Annotated in this window: 18 protein-coding genes; 9 read left to right on the forward strand and 9 right to left on the reverse strand. The window is 68.9% G+C overall.

Translation table 11 applies throughout. The annotated features are described in order from the left end of the window. Positions 1–29: 29 nt before the first annotated feature. Positions 30–788: a glutamine amidotransferase gene (locus ACE3RQ_RS02220; RefSeq protein ID WP_374519461.1), complete on the reverse strand. Its 759-nt coding sequence runs from the start codon at positions 786–788 to the stop codon at positions 30–32. A gap of 194 nt (positions 789–982) precedes the next feature. Here ACE3RQ_RS02220 and ACE3RQ_RS02225 point away from each other — a divergent pair, with 194 nt between their 5' ends. Both ACE3RQ_RS02225 and ACE3RQ_RS02230 read left to right on the forward strand, forming a co-directional pair. Then, complete coding sequence (locus tag ACE3RQ_RS02225) at positions 983–1,486, forward strand: GAF domain-containing protein (RefSeq protein ID WP_374519462.1); 504 nt, start codon at positions 983–985, stop codon at positions 1,484–1,486. Continuing rightward, positions 1,477–1,899: a histidine kinase gene (locus tag ACE3RQ_RS02230; protein WP_374519464.1), complete on the forward strand. Its 423-nt coding sequence runs from the start codon at positions 1,477–1,479 to the stop codon at positions 1,897–1,899. The genes ACE3RQ_RS02225 and ACE3RQ_RS02230 overlap by 10 nt, the downstream gene beginning before the upstream one ends. Before the next feature lie 12 nt (positions 1,900–1,911). On the opposite strand, the gene cfa is transcribed toward ACE3RQ_RS02230, so the two are convergent. Further along, the gene (cfa, locus tag ACE3RQ_RS02235; protein WP_374519466.1) at positions 1,912–3,075 is read right to left on the reverse strand and encodes a cyclopropane fatty acyl phospholipid synthase; all 1,164 of its coding nucleotides are present in this window, start codon (positions 3,073–3,075) and stop codon (positions 1,912–1,914) included. A 224-nt stretch (positions 3,076–3,299) separates the two neighbouring features. Between cfa and ACE3RQ_RS02240 the strand changes: the two genes are divergently transcribed. Continuing rightward, a complete protein-coding gene (locus tag ACE3RQ_RS02240) occupies positions 3,300–3,830 on the forward strand; it encodes a c-type cytochrome (RefSeq protein ID WP_374519468.1) in 531 nt (176 codons plus the stop codon). 12 nt (positions 3,831–3,842) lie between these two features. Here ACE3RQ_RS02240 and ACE3RQ_RS02245 read toward each other — a convergent pair whose 3' ends face one another. Then, complete coding sequence (locus ACE3RQ_RS02245) at positions 3,843–4,391, reverse strand: hemerythrin domain-containing protein (RefSeq protein ID WP_374519470.1); 549 nt, start codon at positions 4,389–4,391, stop codon at positions 3,843–3,845. Positions 4,392–4,508: 117 nt separating this feature from the next. Between ACE3RQ_RS02245 and ACE3RQ_RS02250 the strand changes: the two genes are divergently transcribed. The 4 genes from ACE3RQ_RS02250 (at position 4,509) to ACE3RQ_RS02265 (ending at position 9,811) form a co-directional block, all read left to right on the forward strand. After that, positions 4,509–6,920, forward strand: a complete 2,412-nt coding sequence (locus ACE3RQ_RS02250) for an adenosylcobalamin-dependent ribonucleoside-diphosphate reductase (RefSeq protein ID WP_374519471.1) — start codon at positions 4,509–4,511, stop codon at positions 6,918–6,920. A gap of 256 nt (positions 6,921–7,176) precedes the next feature. After that, positions 7,177–8,574 carry a DUF3696 domain-containing protein gene (locus ACE3RQ_RS02255; protein ID WP_374519473.1) on the forward strand — a complete coding sequence of 466 codons (1,398 nt, stop codon included), beginning with the start codon at positions 7,177–7,179 and terminating at the stop codon, positions 8,572–8,574. 5 nt (positions 8,575–8,579) lie between these two features. Next, positions 8,580–9,104, forward strand: coding sequence for a hypothetical protein (locus tag ACE3RQ_RS02260; RefSeq protein ID WP_374519475.1), 525 nt, complete (start codon positions 8,580–8,582; stop codon positions 9,102–9,104). Positions 9,105–9,109: 5 nt separating this feature from the next. Next, positions 9,110–9,811: an RNA ligase family protein gene (locus ACE3RQ_RS02265; protein ID WP_374519477.1), complete on the forward strand. Its 702-nt coding sequence runs from the start codon at positions 9,110–9,112 to the stop codon at positions 9,809–9,811. 2 nt (positions 9,812–9,813) lie between these two features. On the opposite strand, the gene ACE3RQ_RS02270 is transcribed toward ACE3RQ_RS02265, so the two are convergent. After that, positions 9,814–10,755: a LysR family transcriptional regulator gene (locus tag ACE3RQ_RS02270; protein WP_374519479.1), complete on the reverse strand. Its 942-nt coding sequence runs from the start codon at positions 10,753–10,755 to the stop codon at positions 9,814–9,816. A 97-nt stretch (positions 10,756–10,852) separates the two neighbouring features. On the opposite strand from ACE3RQ_RS02270, the gene ACE3RQ_RS02275 reads away from it, so the two are divergent. Then, the gene (locus ACE3RQ_RS02275; RefSeq protein WP_374519481.1) at positions 10,853–11,833 is read left to right on the forward strand and encodes a Bug family tripartite tricarboxylate transporter substrate binding protein; all 981 of its coding nucleotides are present in this window, start codon (positions 10,853–10,855) and stop codon (positions 11,831–11,833) included. A gap of 8 nt (positions 11,834–11,841) precedes the next feature. Beyond that, positions 11,842–13,044: an FAD-dependent monooxygenase gene (locus ACE3RQ_RS02280; RefSeq protein WP_374519482.1), complete on the forward strand. Its 1,203-nt coding sequence runs from the start codon at positions 11,842–11,844 to the stop codon at positions 13,042–13,044. 16 nt (positions 13,045–13,060) lie between these two features. On the opposite strand, the gene ACE3RQ_RS02285 is transcribed toward ACE3RQ_RS02280, so the two are convergent. Genes ACE3RQ_RS02285 through ACE3RQ_RS02305 form a run of 5 tightly spaced genes read right to left on the reverse strand, consistent with a single transcriptional unit; the run spans position 13,061 to position 20,823 of the window. After that, a complete protein-coding gene (locus ACE3RQ_RS02285) occupies positions 13,061–13,918 on the reverse strand; it encodes an efflux RND transporter periplasmic adaptor subunit (RefSeq protein ID WP_374519483.1) in 858 nt (285 codons plus the stop codon). Then, positions 13,915–15,912 carry a preprotein translocase subunit SecA gene (locus tag ACE3RQ_RS02290; RefSeq protein WP_374519485.1) on the reverse strand — a complete coding sequence of 666 codons (1,998 nt, stop codon included), beginning with the start codon at positions 15,910–15,912 and terminating at the stop codon, positions 13,915–13,917. The genes ACE3RQ_RS02285 and ACE3RQ_RS02290 overlap by 4 nt, the downstream gene beginning before the upstream one ends. Positions 15,913–15,915: 3 nt before the next feature. Then, positions 15,916–18,075: a hypothetical protein gene (locus ACE3RQ_RS02295; protein WP_374519486.1), complete on the reverse strand. Its 2,160-nt coding sequence runs from the start codon at positions 18,073–18,075 to the stop codon at positions 15,916–15,918. A gap of 34 nt (positions 18,076–18,109) precedes the next feature. Next, positions 18,110–19,984 (reverse strand): efflux RND transporter periplasmic adaptor subunit, encoded by a 1,875-nt coding sequence (locus ACE3RQ_RS02300; protein ID WP_374519488.1) that lies wholly within the window; start codon positions 19,982–19,984, stop codon positions 18,110–18,112. 59 nt (positions 19,985–20,043) lie between these two features. Then, on the reverse strand, positions 20,044–20,823 hold the full coding sequence (locus ACE3RQ_RS02305) for a SapC family protein (RefSeq protein ID WP_374519490.1): 780 nt from the start codon (positions 20,821–20,823) through the stop codon (positions 20,044–20,046). Positions 20,824–21,025: the final 202 nt, after the last annotated feature.

Genomic DNA, 21,025 nt, shown 5'->3' on the forward strand with positions numbered 1-21,025 from the left:
AAGTTGTGAACGACCGAGTTGTCATGAGCTTATCGGCCGTTGGCATATGCAGCGGCATCGCCAGGCGCTGCGCGCTTGCAGCTCAGCCGCCCGAAGCGCACCAGCAGGGCTGCCGCCCAATCGGTGGCCTTCACCGCTTCGCGCATGGCCTGCGGGTCGGCACCCTGGTGGCGCAGTTCTTCGCTCAGGTGGGCGATGTAGCCGCACATGGCCGCCGGGCTGAACTCGGGGTGGAACTGCACGCCCCAGGCCCGTCGGCCCACGCGGAACGCCGCGTGGGGCTCGTGCGCGCTGTGGGCCAGGCGCACCGCGCCCGGTGGCAGGCGGCGCACCGATTGCTGGTGCACCATTTGCCCCAGAAACGTCACGGGCAGGCCGCCCAGCAGTGGGTCGTCTTGTGCCTGCTCGTCCAGGCAGATGGGCACGGTGCCCACCTCCAGGCCTTGCGGGTGGTCGTCCACCTCGCCCCCCATGGCGTGGGCCAGCAACTGGTGGCCGTAGCAGATGCCCAGCACCGGCACATCTGCCCGCACCGCCTGGGCCAGCCACTGCGCCAGGGCTTCGCTCCAGGGCGCTCGGTGGCTCACCATGTGGTGCGAGCCGGTGATCAGCACGCCGGCCAGTTCGTCCAGCGAAGGCAGGGCGCTGGCGCTGCGGGCATCGAGCACGCGCACTTCTCGCGGCGGGTCTTGCAGGCCACGGCGAATCCAGTCTTCAAAGTCGCCCAGTTCGCGGGCCATGTCGGCGAAGGTGTCGCCGGTTTTGAGAATCAGCAGGTAGGGGGTCATGGGCGTTTCATGGACGCGTGGCTGGCCGCGCTCTGGGCGCCAATTGGAGACCGCCTTGACGCCGCTTGCACGGCCTGCGCGCAAATGCCCGACCACCAAGGTGGGCATCCGTGATGCGGCTTGTTGCGCACTCAAGTGCTTGCACTGCATGCCGATACACCCCCCAGTTATCGGCTTTTCTGACTGTCCACTTTGTGATCGCTCCCGCCTACGCCCGCCATGAGGCGCAACGCCTGCAGGCGCTGCGCGCTTTGCTCATTCTTGATACCCCGCCCGAGCAGCGCTTCGAGCGCATCGTGGATTTCGCGGTCAGTGAGTTCGACGTGCCCATGGCCGCCATTTCACTGGTCGATGCGGATCGGCAGTGGTTCAAGGCCGTGCGCGGCCTGAGCGTGTGCGAGACCTCGCGCGACGTTTCCTTTTGCGGGCACGCCATCTTGCGCCCGGACGGATTGTTGGTGCCCGACACGCTGCTGGACCCGCGTTTCTTCGACAACCCCCTGGTGCAACACGAACCCCGCGTGCGCTTCTACGCTGGCGCACCGCTGCTGCTGCGCGGTGGTGAAGCGGTGGGCACCTTGTGTGTGCTCGACACACGGCCGCGTGAGTTTGACCGACTCGATCACGCGGTGCTCAATGCCTTGCGCGATCTGGTGGTGGAGCAGCTGGTTGCCCCCAAGGTGACGGCATGTTCCTAAGCTCCCGTCCACCAGAGAGCGAGCTGTTGGTGATGGAGCCGGACTCGCTGGTGCGCGGCACGCTTTGCGCCGTGTGCCGAGACTTGGAGCTGGCCCAGATGGCGCAAGCCAGCAGCGTGGCGATGGCCGAGCAGCGCCTGGCCGAGCAGGTCTTTGATGGCCTGCTGATTTCCATGGATGAGGCCGCCAACGGGTTGGCTCTGTTGCGACGCCTGCGCGCAGGTGCCTGGCCCACGCGTGCCGACGCCCCCGTGGCGGTGATGGCGCAGGGGTGCGACACGGACACCGCGCACGCCCTGCGCGATCTCGGCGTGCGCCGCATCCTGCTGCGCCCCTTCAAGATTCGCGACGCCGTGCACACCGTGCAGCGCCTGCTAGAAGACTGCCAGCGCGACGCCCTGCGCCTGCCCTGAACGCCGCTTGCCTCAGCTCGCCAGGCGCTGGTACACCCCCGGCCGCCCGGGCTTGGCCAGCACCCATTGCCAGAGCTGGATGTCGCGCGCGCGGAAGGCGCCGGCGCACATCAGCAGGTAGTAGCGCCACATGCGGTGAAAGCGCTCGCCCAGGGTGTCGGCGAAGCGTGGCCAGGCCGCCTCCACATTGGCGTGCCAGGCCATGAGGGTGCGGTCGTAGTCGGCACCGAAGTTGTGCAGGTCTTCCACCACGAAGCGGTTCTCGCAGGCGCGGCCAATCTGCGCGATGGTGGGCAGCTCGCCGTTGGGGAAGATGTAGCGGTGAATCCAGGGGTCGGTGCCGTGCCCGGTTTCGTTGCGCCCGATGGTGTGCAGCAGGATCAGGCCATCGTCCACCAGGCAGCGCCGCGCCACGTCGAGGTAGGTCTCGTGGTTTTTCTGCCCCACGTGCTCGAACATGCCTAGGCTCACGATGCGGTCAAAACGCTGGTTGAGCGAGCGGTAGTCGGTCAGGCGGAACTCCACCGGCAGCCCCGCGCAGCGCTCGCGCCCCAGTGCCGCCTGCTCGGCCGAGATCGTCACGCCCACGCACTGCACCTGGTAACGCTCGGCCGCGAACTTCATGAAGCTGCCCCAGCCGCAACCAATGTCCAGCACCCGCATGCCTGGCTCCAGGCCCAGCTTGCGGCACACCAGGTCGAGCTTGTGTTCCTGCGCCTCGTCCAGCGTGCGCGCGCGCTGCCAGAAGCCGCAGGTGTAGGTCATGCGGCTGTCGAGCATGGCGGCGTAAAAATCGTTGCCCAGGTCGTAGTGCTCGCGGCCTACCTGCCAGGCGCGTCGCTCGGTCTGCAGGTTCAGCCAGCGCGCGCGCAGGTGGTGCCAGGCCAGGGTCCACGGGTGAATGTGCCGGTCAATGCGCGCACGCAACAGGCGGTCAAAGAGCTGGTCCAGCCGATCGCATTCCCACCAGCCGTCCATGTAGGCCTCGCCCAGGCCAAGGCTGCCTTGGGCCAGCACCCGCTCGGGCACACCGGGGTGCAGCAGCCGAATGTCCCAGGGGCGTTGTCCGTTCAGGCGCACATCGGCGGTGTCCAGCAACCCTTGCAGGTAGCGTTGCGCCGAACCCCTGGCCTTGGGGGCGGTGTCCAGCGGGTGGTCGAGCGTGCGTGTTTCCATGCAGAACCTCCTGAACCGTGAACCAACACCGCATTCCAGCGCAGCGATGCCATTCGTTCAAATGAGTTTTTTCTTCTGACTCCATTGATCCGATCAATCGAGTGCAATGAGTCAATGACGCGATCTTTTTGTGTACTGACAGTTAGCGTGCTGGTTAGGGAAGTTTTAAGAACACGCCGAAGAGCCAGTTCCTAGACTCCAGCGCTTTTCTGGAGGAGAACACCATGCACAAGCACTTTCCGGGCGGCGCGCTGCGCAGCGCCGCCGCCGCCCTCTGTCTGGCGCTGGCCTTGCCCGCCATGGCCGCCGATGCCCCGCCCAAGCGCCGTCCCCCCGCCAGCGACCCGGTGGCCCTGGGGCGCTACCTCGTGAAAACCAATGGCTGCAACGACTGCCACACCGCCGGCTATGGCCTGAACGCGGGTGCCATTCCCGAAGCGCAATGGCTCACCGGCGACAGCCTGGGCTGGCGTGGTCCCTGGGGCGTGACCTACCCCACCAACCTGCGGCTATACATGGCCCAGATCACCGAGAAAGAGTGGATGGACCGCGCCCGCCACCTGCAGATGCGCCCGCCCATGCCCTGGTTCGGCCTGCGCGACATGGCCGACGAAGACCTGCGCGCCATCTACCGCTACGTGCGCGCCGCCGGTCCTGCGGGCCAGCCCGCGCCGGCCTGGGTGCCGCCAGGCCAGGCGGTGAGCACGCCCGTGATTGACTTCCCCGCGCCGCCGCCGGCCGAGGCCAAGCGCTGATCCACCGCCGGTTCAGGGCGCAGGAATGCCGCGCCGCTCTCGCATGGCCTGCCCGATGCGGGCCAGCGTGGCGTCGTCCAGCAGGCGCGCGGCCATGGGCAGCAGCTCGGTGTCCTCGCGCGCCATGTGGGCCGCGTAGGCGGCCATGAAGTCGCCCACCACGGCCTCGTCCAGCACCTGCGCGCTACCCTCGGCCAGTGCGTCCAGCGCGGCGCGCAGCGCGCGCCACAGGCCTTCCAGGCGCCGGTGGTCTTGCACCAGGCCGTCGGTCAATTCGCGGATGCACACCGCGTCCGAGCCGGCCATGGCCTCGCGCAGGGCGGGGAAGAGGTCTTGCTCTTCGTCTTCGTGGTGGTGCACGGCGGCGCTGTCGAAATAGCGCATCACCGCGCGCGCGGCCTGCTGGGCCGCCGCATCGGCCCCATGGGCCTGCACATGGGGCAGCAGGCGCTGCAAGGTCTCGCACTGGCGCTCGATGCGGCCGTGGCAGGCGGCCAGCATTTCCAGCGGCGCCTCGGTGCTGGCGCCGGGAGAAGAAAAACCGGGAAGGGAGGTGGGCATGGGTGCCATGCTAGGCCGCCCGCCTGTCACCAGCCTTCAAGCCCCTGCTCGCCATCCGGTTGCACACAACCTACCATGGGCGCTGGCCTACGCTGTGGTCTTCGTTGGAGATGCTTCATGAACCGCGACCTGCCCGTGCCCCCCACCCCCGAGCCCGCGCCCCAGGGCATCAGCCTGGACGTGTTGCGCGAGAAGTACCTCAAGAACGGGGAGCAGGGCATCGACGAGCTTTACGACCGCGTGGCGCGTGCCCTGGCCTCGGTGGAAGCGCCCGAGCAGCGCGAGCACTGGCAGCGCGTGTTCCGCGACAACCTGGCGGCGGGCGCCATTGGCGCGGGCCGCATCATGAGCGCGGCCGGCACCGACCTGCAGGCCACCCTCATCAACTGCTTTGTCCAGCCCGTGGGCGACTGCATCCAGGGCCGCGACGAGGCCGGCTTCCCCGGCATCTACGAGGCCCTGCGCGAGGCCGCCGAGACCATGCGCCGCGGCGGCGGCGTGGGCTACGACTTCTCGCGCATCCGCCCGCGCGGCGCGCGCGTGAAAGGCACCGGCTCCACCGCCTCGGGGCCGTGCAGCTACATCAATGTGTTTGACCAATCGTGCGCCACGGTGGAAAGCGCGGGCGCGCGGCGCGGGGCGCAGATGGGCGTGCTGCGCATCGACCACCCCGATGTGCGCGAGTTCATCACCGCCAAGCGCACGCCCGGGCGGTGGAACAACTTCAACGTGTCGGTGGCCGTGCCCGACGCCTTCTTCACCGCGCTGGAGCAAGACGGTGACTGGCAGTTGGCGCACGTGGCTGCGCCGGGCGAAGAGCGCCTGCGCGCCGGCGCCCACCAGCGCGCCGATGGCCAGTGGGTGTATGAAACGGTGAAGGCCCGCGCCCTGTGGGACACGGTGATGCGCTCGGCCTACGACTTCGCCGAACCCGGCATTCTGTTCATCGACGCCATCCAGCGCGACAACAACCTGCGCGCCATCGAGACCATCACCGCCACCAACCCCTGCGGCGAGCAGCCCCTGCCACCCTACGGCTGCTGCGACCTGGGGCCCATCATCCTGCCGCGCTTTGTGCGCCACCCCTTCGGGTTGGACGGCGAGCCCTGCTTCGATTTCGAGGCCTTCGGCCAGGCCGTGGCCACCCAGGTGCGCGCGCTCGACAACGTGCTGGACCTCACCTTCTGGCCACTGCCCGAGCAGCAGCGCGAGGCGCAGGCCAAGCGCCGCATTGGCGTGGGCTTCACCGGCCTGGGCAACACGCTCACCCTGCTGCGCCTGCGCTACGACCGGCCCGAGGGCTGCGAGATGGCGCGGCGCATCGCCGAGCGCATGCGCGACGCGGCCTATGCCGCCTCGGTGGCCCTGGCGAAAGAGAAGGGCGCCTTCCCCTTGTTCGAGGCCAGCACTTACCTGGAGAGCGGCACCTTCGCCAGCCGCCTGCCCGAGCCGCTGAAAGCCGCCATTCGCGAACACGGCATTCGCAACAGCCACCTGCTGTCGATTGCGCCCACCGGCACCGTGAGCCTGGCCTTTGCCGACAACGCCTCCAACGGCATCGAGCCCGCCTTCGCCTGGACCTACACCCGCAAGAAGCGCGAGGCCGATGGCGGCACCCGCGAGTACGAGGTGGCCGACCACGCCTGGCGCCTGTGGCGCGAGCGCGGCGGCGACGTGGTCCAACTGCCCCAGTGGTTCGTGTCGGCGCTGGAGATGGGGGCCGACGAGCACATCGCCATGATGGCCGCGGTGCAGCCCTACATCGACACCTCCATCTCCAAGACGGTGAACGTGCCGGCCGACTGCCCCTACGAAGACTTCCAGGACCTCTACCGCCGCGCCTGGCGTGCCGGCCTAAAAGGCCTGGCCACCTACCGGCCCAACGCCATCCTGGGCGCGGTGCTGCAGACCACGCCCACGCCAGCGGCCACCCACGCCGGCCCCGCGCCCGACCCGATGCGCGCCGTCATCGAAAGCCGGCCCAAGGGCGCGCTCAACGCCGTGGCCGAGAAGATCGAGTACTGGACGCACGAAGGCCACAAGACCTCGTACCTGGTGGTTTCTTTTCTGCCTGTGCCGCTGGCCGACGGCGGCACCGCCGAGCGCGCCATCGAGTTCTTCATGCCGGTGGGCCAGCACGGCGAATCGCAGCAGTGGATCACCTCCAGCATGCGCCTGCTCTCACTGGCCGCGCGCGGCGGCTTTCTGGAGCGCGCGCTCAGCGACATGCGCAAGGTCGCCTGGGACCGAGGCCCCGTGCGCCTGGGCCACCTGGTGAAGGAAGACGGCACCCAGGTGCCGCGCTGGCACGAATCGGAAGTGGCCGCCATTGCCTACGCCGTGCAGAACATCCTGGCCCGCCGACGCGGCGAGCGCGGCGAACCCGCCGCACAAGCCGAGGCCGCGCCCACCCCGGCGCCCGGCCTCATGGCCGGCCGCCCCTGCCCGGAATGCGGCGCGCACGCCGTGATCCGCAAAGACGGCTGCGAGCAGTGCACGGCCTGTGGGTTTCTGGGGGCGTGTGGGTAGGGTGGCTCTTGCATCCACATTTGGTTTGTTCGTCTTGCCTGAAGCCCTCAAGCGCAACCCAACAGTTCGGTACATATCCTGTACCTAGTACCGGTAGTGGTTGCCTCGGAAGCGGATCGAAACCCCATTCCAAGTGCGACGGCGATTGGCCGCCCCAGTCCGTTAGAGTTCAAGGGGGTCTGAGAGGCTTAGGTCGCTTTCAAAAAGGGCGATCGCACCCCTCATCGATGCAATCGAACGACGGAAAGCGGTACCGATGCTCAACCATTTGCACATCAAAAACTTCAAAGCCTGGAAAGACACCGGGCCGATTCGCCTGGCGCCGCTCACCGTGATCTTCGGCGCCAACAGCGCGGGCAAGAGCAGCCTGGGCCACCTGCTGTTGGCCTTGCAGCAAACGGCGCGCTCGACGGATCGCAAGCGCGCGTTGCATCTGGGGGATACCTCGTCGCTGATTGACTTGGGCACTTTCACCGATTGCCTGCATGGGCACGATCTGAAGCAGGCGCTGTCTTTTGAGCTTGGTTGGACGCTGCCCAAATCCATGGAGGTTCGTGATCCCTTGCAGGTTGAAACCCGTTATCAGGGTGATCGCATGCGCCTGGACGTGACGCTGTCGGCCAACAAGGCGCAGCAGCCTGAGGTTCAGGCCATGCGCTATGCCTTGACCTCAGGCGAGCACGAAGTGCTCGACGTCACGCTCAATCGGGACGACAAGCGCAAGCTCAACCTTACGTCTGCCCAATACGGCTTCAAGATGGCCGATGGGCGCAAATGGCCACTGGAAGAACCGGAGAAGTTCTATCGTTTGTCTGACACCAGCATGGCCCGCTACAAGAACGCGGGCTTCATGGCGGATTTTGCGCTGGCCACCGAAGCAATGCTGGAGCGCATTTCCTACCTGGGGCCTCTGCGCAGTCATCCCAAGCGCATCTACCAGTGGTCAGGCGATACGCCGGCCAGCGTTGGGCAGATGGGTGAATACGCGGTGGCCGCCATCCTGGCTGCTCAGGGTGAAGGCCGACGCCTCAATCGTCAGGTCGGGCATCACACCAAGGGCTTTGGCGAGTTCATTGCGGCCTGGCTCAAAGACCTCGGCGTTATCCACGACTTTGCAGTGCGCCCGGTGGCGGAGGGCCGCAAGGAATATGAGGTGTTGGTGAAAACCCATTCCAAGGCGCCCGAGGTGAAGATCACCGACGTCGGCTTTGGTATTTCTCAGGTGTTACCAGCCTTGGTGCAGGCTTTCTATTGCCCGCCGCACTCCACAGTTTGGATGGAGCAACCCGAAATCCATTTGCACCCGCAAGTCCAGGCCGAACTGGCTGACGTCTTCATTTCTGCCACACAGGCCCGAGAGGGTGGCAAACCTCGCGATGTGCAGTTGATCGTCGAGAGCCATTCAGAACATTTCCTGAACCGCTTGCAGCGTCGGGTGGCCGAGGGCGCTGTTGCGCCAGAAGACGTGGCGGTCTACTTTTGCCGCCGAGCGGGTTCCGCAACCGAATTGGAGCCGCTGCGTTTGAACATGTTCGGCGACATTGAGAACTGGCCGGAGAACTTTTTTGGCGACGAGATGGCCGACATCGCCGGACGCACCTTGGCGGCCATGCGGCGCAAGCAAGAGATGCGCGAGCAAGGTGGTGTCCGGTGAAGGTGGTGATCGACACCAACGTGCTGTTGGTGGCCAATGGCCAGCACGCCGATGTATCTACTGAGTGCGTGACCGAATGCGTCACCCGATTGCTGTTCCTGCAGCAGGATGGGGTTGCGGTGATCGACGATGCTTTTCGCATCTTGGGCGAGTACCAGAACAAGACCCGCCTCAATCCACCCAAGGGTGTTGGCGATGTCTTCTTGAAGTGGCTGCTGCGCCAAGCCGGGGAAAATTCAGCCCGTGTCGAGCAGGTGACGCTGACCGATACCGCAAACGACTGTTTTCTCGAGTTCCCTGATCCGGCACTTGAACTCCAGTTTGACGTCCCCGACCGAAAGTTCGTTGCGGTGGCAAACGCCCATCCGGACAAGCCCGTCATCTGGCAGGCGGCAGACTGCAAGTGGCTCGATTGGTGGCCTGCGTTGAAGGCGAAGGGTGTCGAGGTTGAGTTTTTGTGTCCGGATGATGCTTGCGCGTTCTACGTCAAGAAGTTCCCCAAAAAGCCGGCCCCCCAACTGCCGGGCTGAAGGTCATGAATTCCGACTTCTTTCGTTTTCCCCACACCCCACACCTGGCCTGGCTGGGCCAGGATTCGCCGCGCGACGACAAGGTGCTGTCACCTTCCGAAGCGAAGGCCCTGCTGGCTGACGACGTGGTCGTGGAAGAGAAGCTCGATGGCGCCAATCTCGGCTTCTCCCTTGCCTCGGATGGCAGCTTGCGAGCGCAGAACCGTGGGCAATATTTGGTTGAGCCCCATGCGGGGCAGTTTGCCCGCTTGCCTGCTTGGCTGGCCCAGCACGGCGAGTCGCTGCGCAGCGTGCTCACGCCTGACCTCATGCTGTTTGGCGAGTGGTGCGCCGCGCGCCACTCACTCGACTACGCCGCCTTGCCCGACTGGTTTCTGCTGTTTGACGTGTACGACCGCCGCGCCGAGCGTTTCTGGTGCACCTCGCGCCGCAACGCCCTGGCCGAGAGCGGGGGCTTGGTCACCGTGCCCCAGGTGGCCAGGGGGCGACAGTCGGTCGATGATCTGAAGCGCCTGGTGGCCACCACCCCCAGCCGCTATCGGCAAGGTTCGCTCGAAGGCGTGGTCATCCGCCGCGAGTCTGCCCAATGGTGTGAGGCTCGGGCCAAGCTAGTGCGGGCTGACTTCACCCAGGCCATCGAGACGCACTGGCGCAAGCGCGCCATCGAATGGAACCGGGTGGGCTTTTCCGATCTCGCGTCGCGCTAGGCTTAGGCCTTGGCCTGGCGAGGGGAGGCGTCTTGTGGGCCCCCACCCAGCGCTGCCTGCAAGGCCTGGGCCAGGGCCTGCACCGCGGGCGCGGGTGGCTTGCCCTTGCGCGTGATCTGGTAGTAGCTCACAGGCACCTCGGGCTCCACCAGCAGGTGCTCGGCCAGGGCCAGCCGGCGCGCCGCCGGCCGCACGAAAGACGGCAGGATGGCGCTGCCCAGGCCCGCCTCGGCCATGGCCAGCAGGGTCTGAATGTTCTCCAGCTCGGTGCGTGCGCGCCCACCCTGACCGACACGGTGCAGGTGCTCATCGATCAGCGCTTGAATGGGGTTGGCCCGGTGCAGGGCCAGCAGGGGCTCGTCGCCCAGGTCGGCCCAGCGCAGCTTGCGCAGCCGCGCCGAGCCCTTGCCCGTGCTGGCGCGTGCGCTGGCGCTGAACTGCATCAGGCGGAACACAGCAATCGGCCGGCGCTCGATGCCCGAGGCGGGCCGGAAGAAGGCGCCAAAGCCCACGTCGATGGCACCGGTGGCCACGCCGTCCTGGATGGCCTGGCGGTCAATGTCGCGCACCTTCAGGGCCACCTCGGGGTGCAGGGCTGCGAAGGCCTTGGCGGTCTCGGGCATCACGCTGGCGGCCACCATGGGCGTCACGCCCACGGTGAGCACCGACCGGGCCTTGAAGCTCACGTGGTGAATGGCGTCGCGCACGGCCTGCAGCTCGGTGACCAGCCGGTCGGCCACCGGCACCAGTTGCTGGCCTTCTTCGGTGAGCGAGACCGAGCGCGTGGTGCGGTCGAACAGCCGGCAGTCGAGCTGGGCCTCCAGGTCTTTCATCATGGCGCTCAGGCCCGCCTGGGTGATGTGCAGTTGTTCGGCCGCGCGCGTGAAGTGCCGCAGCCGGGCCACGGCCAGAAAGGCCTGCATCTGGCGTTGCGTCAAATTCATAAGCAATGAATGTGAAATAACAAAATATATTCATTTGTATTGTGAGGCCGCATTCGGTTCAATCGCTCATTTCGATACCCAATAAGGAGACATGAACATGTGGAGTCAACTTCCCGCGCGTCTGCGCTCGGTGGCCATTGGCCTGGCCTTGTTGGCCGGCGTCGGCTCGGCCCTGGCGGAATACCCGGAGCGCCCGGTGACCATCGTGGTGCCCTACGCGGCCGGTGGCGCCACCGACGCCAGCGCCCGCCTGATGGCGCAGGCCCTGCAGAAGCAGACCGGCGGCAGTTTCGTGGTGGAGAACGTGCCCGGCGCGGGCACCACCATTGGCGCGGCGCGCGTGGCGCGGGCCACCCCCGATGGCTACACCCTGTTGTGGGGCGGCCTCAGCTCCAACGCCATGGCGCCTAACCTCTACACCAAGCTCACCTTTGACGGGCTGGACTCGTTCGCGCCGGTGAGCCTGGTGGCCTCGCAGCCCTATGTGCTGTTCGTCAGCGCGAGCTCGCCCATCAAGACCGTGGCCGACCTGCTGGCCAAGGCCAAGGCCCAGCCCGACACCTTCAACTTCGGCTCGCCGGGGCAGGGCAGTTCGCCGCACCTCATGACCGAGATGTTCCTGGACGCCGCGGGCATCAAGGCCCAGCACGTGCCCTACAAGGGCGCCGCGCCGGCCATGACCGGCCTGCTGGGCGGCGAGGTGCAGATGATGTTCGACACCCCCACCGCGCCCCTGCCCATGTTCAAGGCGGGCCGCCTGCGCCCCCTGGCCGTCACCAGCGCCCGCCGCCTGGCCGAGCTGCCCGATGTGCCCACCCTGCAGGAAAGCGGGCTCTCCGGTCTGGAGGCCAGCACCTGGTTCGCCCTGTTCGCGCCCCGTGGCACGCCGGCGGCGGTGGTCACGCGGCTCAACGAAATGACGCGCAAGGCCTTGTCCGACACGGCGGTGCTGGAGCAGTTCGGCAAGGCCCAGTTCACGCCCGAGGCCTCCACCCCGCAGGCGCTGGCGCAGCGCGTGAGCGCCGAGAGCAGCAAATGGCGCCGCATCATCAAAGACAAGTCGATTAGCCTGGATTGATGCCGCACATGAGCAAGACATCGGAACCCATCCTGATCGCCGGTGGCGGCATCGGGGGCCTGACGGCGGCCCTGGCCCTGTTGCAGCGCGGCGTTGACGTGCGCGTGTTCGAGCAGGCCGCCGAGCTGCGCGAGGTAGGCGCCGGGCTGCAGCTCAGCCCCAACGCCTTGCGCGCGCTCTTTGGCCTGGGCCTGGAGCCCGCCATTCGCGCCGTGGCCAGCGAACCCTCGGCCAAAGAAGTGCGCCTGTGGAGCACCGGCCAGACCTGGAAGCTGTTTGACCTGGGCGCCTCGGCGGTGCAGACCTACGGCTTCCCCTACTTCATGATCTACCGGCCCGACCTGCACGCCGCCCTGGCCAACGCGGTCAAGGCCCTGTCGCCGCAGGCCATCGTGCTGGGGGCCAGCGTGGCCTCGTTTGCGCAAGACGAGCAGGGCGTGACCGTGGCGTTGGCCGACGGCCGCCAGGTGCGCGGCGCAGCGCTGGTGGGGGCCGACGGCGTGCACTCCAAGACGCGTGGCCAGTTGCACGGGGCCGATCGGCCGGTGTTCTCCGGCTGTGTGGCCTGGCGTGGCGTGATCCCGGTGGCCAAGCTGCCCGAGGCCCTGCGCCGCCCGGTGGGCAGCAACTGGGTGGGCCCCGGCGCCCACGTCATTCATTACCCCTTGCGCGGCGGGCAGTTGGTGAACTTCGTGGGCATCGTCGAGCGCAGCGACTGGCAGGTGGAGTCGTGGACCGAACGTGGCACCCACGAGGAATGCCACCGCGACTTCGCTGGCTGGCACGACGACGTGCACACCATGATCGAGTGCCTGGAGGTGCCCTTCAAGTGGGCCTTGATGGGCCGTGAGCCGCTGGCCAAGTGGTCACAAGGCCGTGCCACCTTGCTGGGCGACGCCTGCCACCCCACGCTTCCCTTCCTGGCCCAGGGCGCGGTGATGGCCATTGAAGACGGCTTTGTGCTGGCGCGCTGCGTAGACCATTGGCCCACCGACCTGCCACGGGCCTTTGGGCGCTACGAGCAGTTGCGCATCGAGCGCACCTCGGAAATCGTGCGGCGCTCCACCGAAAACGGGCGGCGCTTCCACAACCCGGCATTGGCCGACGCCGAGGGTGCCGCCGCCTACGTTGACCGTGAGTGGTCAGCGGCCAAGGTGCACGAGCGCTACGACTGGTTGTTCCGCTACGCGGTGGACGAGGTCGAGATCTGAGCCGTGCCGGGCGGCGTCAGCGCCCCGCTGCCCGCGCGTCGGCCAGTTTCGCCAGCCCCGGGAATTCCACCCGGCAGCGCAGGCCGGCGGGAATGTTGCCTTGGGGGTTGGGCAGGTCCAGCCGCACGCCGTAGGTGCCGCTGGCGGCGTCGAACACCCGGTCCACCACCTGCACGCGGGCGTCCAGGTCTTGGCCGTGTTCGGTGCGCACGCGGGCCTTGGTGCCGCTCTTGATGTGGCCGAAGGTGGCCAGGGGCAGCACCACTTCCACGCGCAGCGGGTCCATCTTGGCCAGCTTCAGGATGGGCTTGCGACCGTTGCCGGCCTCGGCCAGGTCGCCGGGGTTGAGCATGCGGTCCACCACCACGCCGTTGAAGGGGCTGCGCAGGGTTTTCTGGGCCAGTTGGTCGAGCGCGCGCTGGTGCTCCAGGCGGGCGAGTTCCTGGTTTTCCTGGGCCTCTTTCAGCTCGGCCTCGGCCAGGCGGCGCTCGGTGTCGGTTTCTTCGCGGGCCTGGGCCGAGATGAAGCTGTTGCTGGCCAGGTCGTCGGCGCGCTTGACCTTGCGCTGCGCGTAGTCGGCGCGGTTGCGCGAGGCCTGAATGCGGCCCTCAGCCTGGGCGCGGTAGCGGGCCACGGCGGCGGCCGAGCGCTCCAGCGAGGCGTCAAGCTCCACCACCACCTGGCCGGCCTTTACGTCGTCGCCGCGCTGCACGTGCACGCGCTGGATCAGGCCTTCCACGGCGCTGCGAATTTCCACCACCTGCGAGGGCTCGATCAGGCAGTCGAAGCCGGCGGGCTGGGCCTGTGTTTGGGCGTGGGCGCTGGCGTGGCCCAGGCTCAGGGCGGCCAGCGCGAGAAGGGTGGGGCGGTTCATGGCGTGCTCCCGGAAAACGACAAGAGCTGGTCGAGCTGCTGGTCTTGTTTGAAGGTGTGCAGGCGCACCTGGGCGTGCAGGCGCTGGGCGTGGGCCTGTGCCACGCGGCGCAGGGTGTCGATGGCGCGGGGGCTCAGGGCCTGGCCGCTGGCCAGGCGCCAGCGCGCGGCCTGGGTGGCCCAGGGCGCGTGGGTGGTGAAGAGGTCGTCTTCCAGCGAGACCAGGGCCGCGCAGCTGCCGGGGTCGCCCTGGCGGGCACAGCGGCCAAAGAGCTGGCGGTCCACGCGCTGGGTCTCGTGGTATTCGGTGAGGATCACATGCAGGCCGCCGCGCGCCAGCACCTCGGGCGGCAGCAGGATGTCGGTGCCGCGCCCGGCCATGTTGGTGGCCACGGTGATGCGCCCGGGCTGGCCGGCCTGGGCCACGATCTCGGCCTCGTCGCGGTCTTGCTTGGCGTTGAGCAGGGCGTGCGGCAGGCCCAGGCCGCGCAGCACCGCGCTGATGGCCTCTGACGCCTTCACCGAGCGGGTGCCGATGAGCACCGGGCGGCCTTCCTCGCGCGCCACGCGCCGCACCTCCTCGGCCACGGCCTGCCATTTTTCGTCTAGCGTGGCGAAGGCGCGCGGCGCGGCCACGGTGCGCAGCGAGGGCTTGTGCAGCGGAATGGGCACCACCGAGAGGCCATACACCGCGCGCAATTCGGGTGCTACCTCGCGGGCGGTGCCGGTCATGCCGCTGAGCACCAGGTAGCGGCGGAACAAGCGCTGGTAGGTGATGCGCGAGAGGGTGCGGCGCTCGCCGGTGAGCTCGCAGCCCTCCTTGGTTTCGATCATCTGGTGCAGGCCGCGCTCCCAGCTGCGGTCGGGCAGCACGCGGCCGGTGGACTCGTCCACGATCTGCACCTTGCCCTCCACGATCACGTAGTGCTCGTCCAGCCGGAACAGGTGCAGGGCCGAGAGGGCCTGGCGCACGATTTCCTCGCGCCCCCGGCGTGAGGTCCATACGCCGCCCAGGCCCTCGGCGAACTCGGCCACGCGCTCGATGCCGGCCGGGGTGAGCTGCACGAAGTGCATGGCGGCATCGAGTCGGTAGTGCTCGTTCGGCTGCAGCGCGTGCGCCAGGGCCAGGGCCTGCTCGCAGCGCTCGGCCATGTCGTCGCCGGGCACGGTGGCCGAGAGGATGAGCGGGGTGCGCGCCTCGTCGATGAACACGCTGTCGGCCTCGTCCACGATGGCGAAGTGCAGACCGCGCTGGATCAGCTCGTCTCCGCCCTGGCCGCCCAGGCGCTGCAGCTGGCGGTGCAGCGGGCCATGGCGTTCGCCCAGGGCCACGCGGTCGCGCAGGTAGTCAAAGGCCAGGTCTTTGTTGGTGCAGTAAGTGATGGGCTGGGCGTAGGCGGCGCGCCGCTGCGCGGGTGAGAGGTCTTGCACCACGGCGCCCACGTCGAGCCCGGCAAAGCGGAACAGCGGGGCCATGGTGTCGGCGTCGCGCTGGGCCAGGTAGTCGTTCACCGTGATCACGTGCACCGGGTGGCCGGCCAGGGCGGCGGTGGTGGCGGCCAGGGCGGCGGTGAGGGTCTTGCCCTCGCCGGTGGCCATTTCCACCAGCCGGCCTTGCAGCAGGCCCCAGGCGCCCATCATCTGGGTGTCGAAATGGCGCCGGCCCAGGGTGCGGCCGCTGGCCTCGCGCAGCAGGGCAAAGGCCTGGGCGGTGGGGCCGGGCGCAAAGCCTTCGCGGCGCAGCACGGGGCGCAGGGCGGCCAGGCGCTGGCGCAGCTCGGCGTCGCTCAGGGCTTGGGCCGGCGGGGCTTGTTCGTGCACCGCCTGCAGCAGTGGGCGGTGGCGCGGGGCCGAGCGCAGCCACCAGGCCTGGGCCTGGCCCAGGGTGCGGGCGAGCAGGCCGTCGGCGGTGCGGTCCAGCCAGCCGCTGGCGCGCTCGGCCCGCTCGGGAAAGGGCCGCAGCACCAGGTCGGGGTGGGTGAGGGCGCGGGCCATGGCTCACACGTGGAACTGGGTCAGGAAGACGCGGCGCAGCCCTCGGTACCACTGGTGGCCCAGGGGCTCGGCCGGGTGCTCGAAGCGCACGTGCACCCGCTGGCCGAACAGGTCGGCGCGCAGCGGGGCGTCCAGCGCCAGGTCAAACTGAAAGAGGCGCTCCAGCGTGCGGGTGCCTTGCGGGTCGGCCGGGTCGGTGGCGAAGCGCCCGCCGCCCTGCACCGACAGCGCCCGGCTGGGCAGCACCGATTCGCCGGCCGGCACCTCGCGCACCACGCGCGCGGGCAGGGCGTCGGCCAGGCGACCCACCAGGCGCACCTGCACGGCGGCGGTGGCCTGGCGCACCACGTCGATATCGGCTTGCGACACCACCACGCGGGCCACGGCCTGGCGCCGCTCGGGGGCGGGGTCGAGCACATAGCCCAGCACCTCACCCTGGCGGCGGAAGCTGCCGGGCAGATCGCGCGCCTGCGGCACCTGGAACACGCCGGCCGCCTCGGCCCGCACCAGCAGCCGGGCCACCTGCTCTTGCGCCAGCGCCAGGCCGGTGCGCTCGGCCTGCAGCTTCTCGCGCACCAGCGCGGCCTCGGCGGGCTCGCTCACCAGGCGCGAGGCGAGTTCCACCTCCAGCTCGGCCACGCGGGCGGCCAGGCGGTCGCGCTCGGCCAGCAGGGCGGGGTCGTCCAGGCGCAGCAGCGCCTCGCCGGGGCGCACAGCGCTGCCCGGGGTGGCCAGCACCTGTTGCACAAAGCCGCTCTGGCCAGCGCGCACCAGCGATTCTTCGGGCAACCACACCACGCCCTCCACTTGCGTGCGAAAGGGCATGGGCACCACCAGCACCAGCAAGAGCACCGCTGCCACGGCGCTGCCCACCACGCCCACCGCGCGGCGGCGCTGGCGCATCAGGCGCGGCGAACCGAACACGTGCTTGAGCGCCTTGAACACGGGCACCGCGGCCATCATGACCACCGCCCAGATGGCCAGCAGCACGCCCACGAAGAAGAACTGCGTGGCCACGAACAGGGCAATGGCCACGGTCACGAAGAGGCGGTAGATGGTGGAGGCCAGGCCGTAGAAAAGGAACCAGGCGCGGTCGCTTCGGGTGTGGGCGGGCGATTCGGCCTCGTGCACGCCCAGCAGGTGGCGCTCGAACAGGTAGGCCCAGTAGCGGGTGGCGCGCTGGGCGAGGTTGGGCATCTCGATCAGGTCCACCAGGATGTAGTAGGCGTCGTAGCGCAGCAGGGGGTTGCCGTTGAACACCAGGGTGGACACGCCGGCCACCAGCATGGCGTTGAACAGCAGGGCGCGCAGCAGACCGGGCTCGGCCAGCATCCACAGGTAGAAGGCCAGGGCGGCCACGAACAACTCCACCAGCATGCCGGCCGCGCCCACCAGGGCGCGCTGGCGCTTGTCGCGAAACACGGTGGCGGCCGAGGCCTCCACATAGGGCACGGGCATGAGCACCAGGAACATCAGGCCCATGTCGTGCACCTCGCCGCCGCCGGCCTTGGTGGCGTAGGCGTGGCCCAGCTCGTGCAAGGCCTTGAGGGCGGGGAACACCATCCAGAGCAGCAGCAGGTTGTCCACCGCCAGCACGCGGTCGCTCAGGTTGTGGGTGAGTTCGCCCCATTGCGAGGGCAGCAGCGCGGCGGCGGGCAGCACCACGGCCAGCCACAGCAACGCACCCCAGCGGCTCCAGAGCCAGTTGGCGGCCCATTGGGTGCGGTTGAGAAAGGCGTCGGGGTCCCACAGGGGCAGGCGCAGCGCCATGGGGTTGCTCCAGGAGCGGCGGCGCTTGGTGCGGGCCTCGCGCTCACCGCGCTCGAACAGTTCGGCGGTGTCGGGCGTCACGTCGGTCTGCAGCAGGTCGGTGGTGTGCAGCTGGCCCAGCAGCTGTATCACTTCGTCCTGCGTGGGCGCGTCTTCGCCCAGGTGGCGGTTGGCCAGGGCCCACAGCTCGTCTACCGTGCGCTGGCCGTCCATGGCGGCAATGAGCAGACGCGCGGCGGGCGAGAAGCGGTGCACGCGCCCGGTGGCCGGGTCTTGCAGCAGGTACCACAGCTCGCTGCGGTAGCGGTGGCGAAACAGCCGCGCCTGGGCGCGCAGGCGCGGGCGCAGCGCCGCCACGCGGTGCCACGAACTGCTGGTCACCGAGCCGCTCATGGTGGTGCCCTCCGCCAGCAGGGGTGTGGCTGGTTCATGGCAGCCAGTTCCAAAGCGTGAGGCGCAGCCAGTCGGTGAAGCGGTGCGTCCAGAGCCAGATCAGGCGGCGCTCGCCCACCTGCACCTTGCCCACGCCTTCCATGCCGGGGCGCAGGCGGTCGGTGGCGGCCTGCACCTCGGCTTCCACGCGGAAATGGTTGCGGCCTTCGGCGGCGGTGGTCACGGGGGTGATCTGCTTCACCGCGAAGGGCAGGGTCTGGCCGGGCAGGCCGGAGAGGGCGAGTTCGCCGCCCTGGCCCACGCGCAGGTGGTCGATGTCGCGCTCGTCCACCTCCAGGATCACGCGGTAGGCGTCCAGCGGGGCGATCTCGAACAGCACCTTGCCCACCTCCACCGGGGTGCCGAGCAGCTGGCTCAGGTCGCCCGAGACCACCACGCCGTCGAACGGGGCCTTCAGGCTGGCGCGCTCCAGGCGGTTGTTCACCAGGGCCAGCTGGGCCTGGGCCTGCTCGATCTGGGCGCCGGCCAGCAGCATGCTGGTGCGGTCTTGCGCGGCCATGGCCTGGCGCTGCTTGCCTTGCAGTTGCTGCAGCTCGGCGCTCCAGCGGGCTTGTTCCAGGCGCAGGTCGCGGTCGTCCAGGCGGGCCAGCACCTGGCCTTCGCGCACGGTGTCGCCCGCGCGCACGCGGCTCTCCAGCACGTAGCCGGCGAAGGGGGCCACGGCGGCGCGTTGCACGGCGCCTTCCACCACGGTGCGGGCGGCCACGCGGTGCTCGGCCTGCACCACGCCCAGGGCCAGCACCACGGCCAGCGCGCCGAGCGCGGCCATCTTGGCGCCGGGGTGGCCGGTGCCGAAGAGCACGGTGCCGGCGTGGCGCACGGGCTCGGTGACGCGCTGCCACAGGCCGCGCTCGTTGTCTTGCTTGAGGGCCAGCACCGGGCCCAGGGCCAGGCCCAGGGCCTGGCAGGTTTGCGCGGTGGCCTCGTCAAACGGGGCGTGGCGCTCGAAGCAGAGCACGCCGAAGGGCTGGCCCTGGTCGATCAGGGGCACGGTGCAGATGGCGGCCAGGCGGGTCTCGCGGGCGAGTTCGCGGTGGGCAATGGCGCCGAGTTCGTCGCCGTCGGGCGGGGGGTAGACCAGGGTGGTGTCCAGGTCGAGCGCTTCGTCCATGGCCTCGGCGATCAGGCGCAGCAGCTGGCTCTTGGGGTCGAAGGTGGCGGTGTGCGAAACGGCCAGCACGCGGGCGTCGCCTTCGTTGTCCAGGCCCAGGCTCACGCGCTCGCAGCCGAGTTCGGTGGCCAGGGCATTGACGGTGGCCACGGCGCTGGGCACCAGACCATCGCCTTGGGTGGCGGTGGCCATCGCGTTGGTGATGGTGGTGAGGCGCTGGAGGTGCTGGCGCTCGTGCTGGTGGCGGCGTTGGCGGAACTGGTCGATGAGCCAGGCGGTGCCCCAGTGCAGCAGGCGCAGGTCGCGTTGCAGCTCGGCCTCTGGGGCGGGGTTGAGGTGCACCACCACGGCACCTTGCAACTCGCCTTCCACCTCAATGGGGTAGCCGATGTGCACCGGCTGCTCGCGCGCAGGGGGCTGGCTGCCGTCGGCGCCCAGCACCACGCCGCGGCGCTCTTGCAGGGCGCGGGTGGCGGTGGGGCCAAGGTATTGCATGGGGCGGCTGGGGTCGGGCCACACGGCAGCGGCCACGAAGCTGCCACCGGGGCTGTCGTCGCGCTCGTCGCGCAGCAGCAGCAGAGCGCCCTTGGCCTGGGCGAGTTGCGCGCACAGGATGCCCAGCCAGCTGGCGTGAAAGTCGCTGGTGCTGCCGGGCGCGGTGAAGCTGGCCCAGGCGGCCGATTCGGCGCGCGCCGGGTCGCTCTGCACCAGGGCGTGAACAGAGGCGGTGCTGCTCATGGCAAGGGGCCTGGCGGTGGGGCTGGGCCTGTGCGTTCAGCACAGGCCCAGGTGGCGGGTCAGGCCGCGGCCTGCTGGGCCTCGCCCGGGGTGGCGCTGTCGTCGGCCCGGCCACCGGGGATCACGGTGAGGCGGTCGCGCACGCCGGCGAAGTTGCGGATGGATTCGAGGTGCAGATACACCAGCTCCAGCTCGTCGGTCTTGGCCAAGTCGCTGAGCTGATCGCCGCTGAGGGCCTTGAGCTTCTGGCGGTCCACGGCCATGAAGCCGGTGAGGGCGAGCTTTTCACCGCTGGGCAGGGTGACGGAGGCCTGCATGGGCTCCAGCAGGCCCATGTCTTTGAGCTTGCGGCAGAACTGCTGGGTGCGCTGGAACTGGGCCTGGTAGCTCTGCAGGAACTTGAGCACGTTGTCCACGTAGGGCGTGGGCTGGCCGGCCTCGTCGAACAGGCGCTGGCCGCGCCCGGCCTGGTTGCAGCCCTTGTAGGCCTCGTCGATGCACAGGGTGAGGGTCTTGCCCGCCTCGTCGCTGGAGAAGATGAAGGGGTAGCGGCGGATGAAGGCCGGGATGTACTTGGCCTGCCAGCCGCCTTTGGGGTCGAGGTACACGTTCTGGTTGCCGCGCATGCCCAGGATCACCACCGGCATCACCGCGTCGTCCTTGCCGGCGAACACGATGGCGTACTCGGCCGCCGCCGGGGGGAACTCCACCGCCATCAGGGGCACCGAGTTGACCTTGGCGCTGAAGGCGTAATCGCCCGAGGGCTCCACGCTCCATTGGGCGTGGCGTCGGGCCGAGACGGGGAATGCGGTTTCGTAGATCAGCATTTGCGTGCTCATGGCGTGTCCCTTCCTGGGTGTTTGGTTGAGGGGCAGGGCAGCCATGTGGCCGTGCCCTGTGCGGGCCATGCTAAGAGGGGCCTTCGTAGAAATGACCTAGAAATGGCCAACGCCGGCGCACGCGTGCAGCGGCCCCGGCATGGGCGGTTGGCACCCGCGCCCCGGGTGGGGGCGCGGGTGGGTGGGCGCACCACCCGGCGCG

This window comes from Hydrogenophaga sp. (genome assembly GCF_041913525.1).
GTDB lineage: Bacteria > Pseudomonadota > Gammaproteobacteria > Burkholderiales > Burkholderiaceae_C > Hydrogenophaga.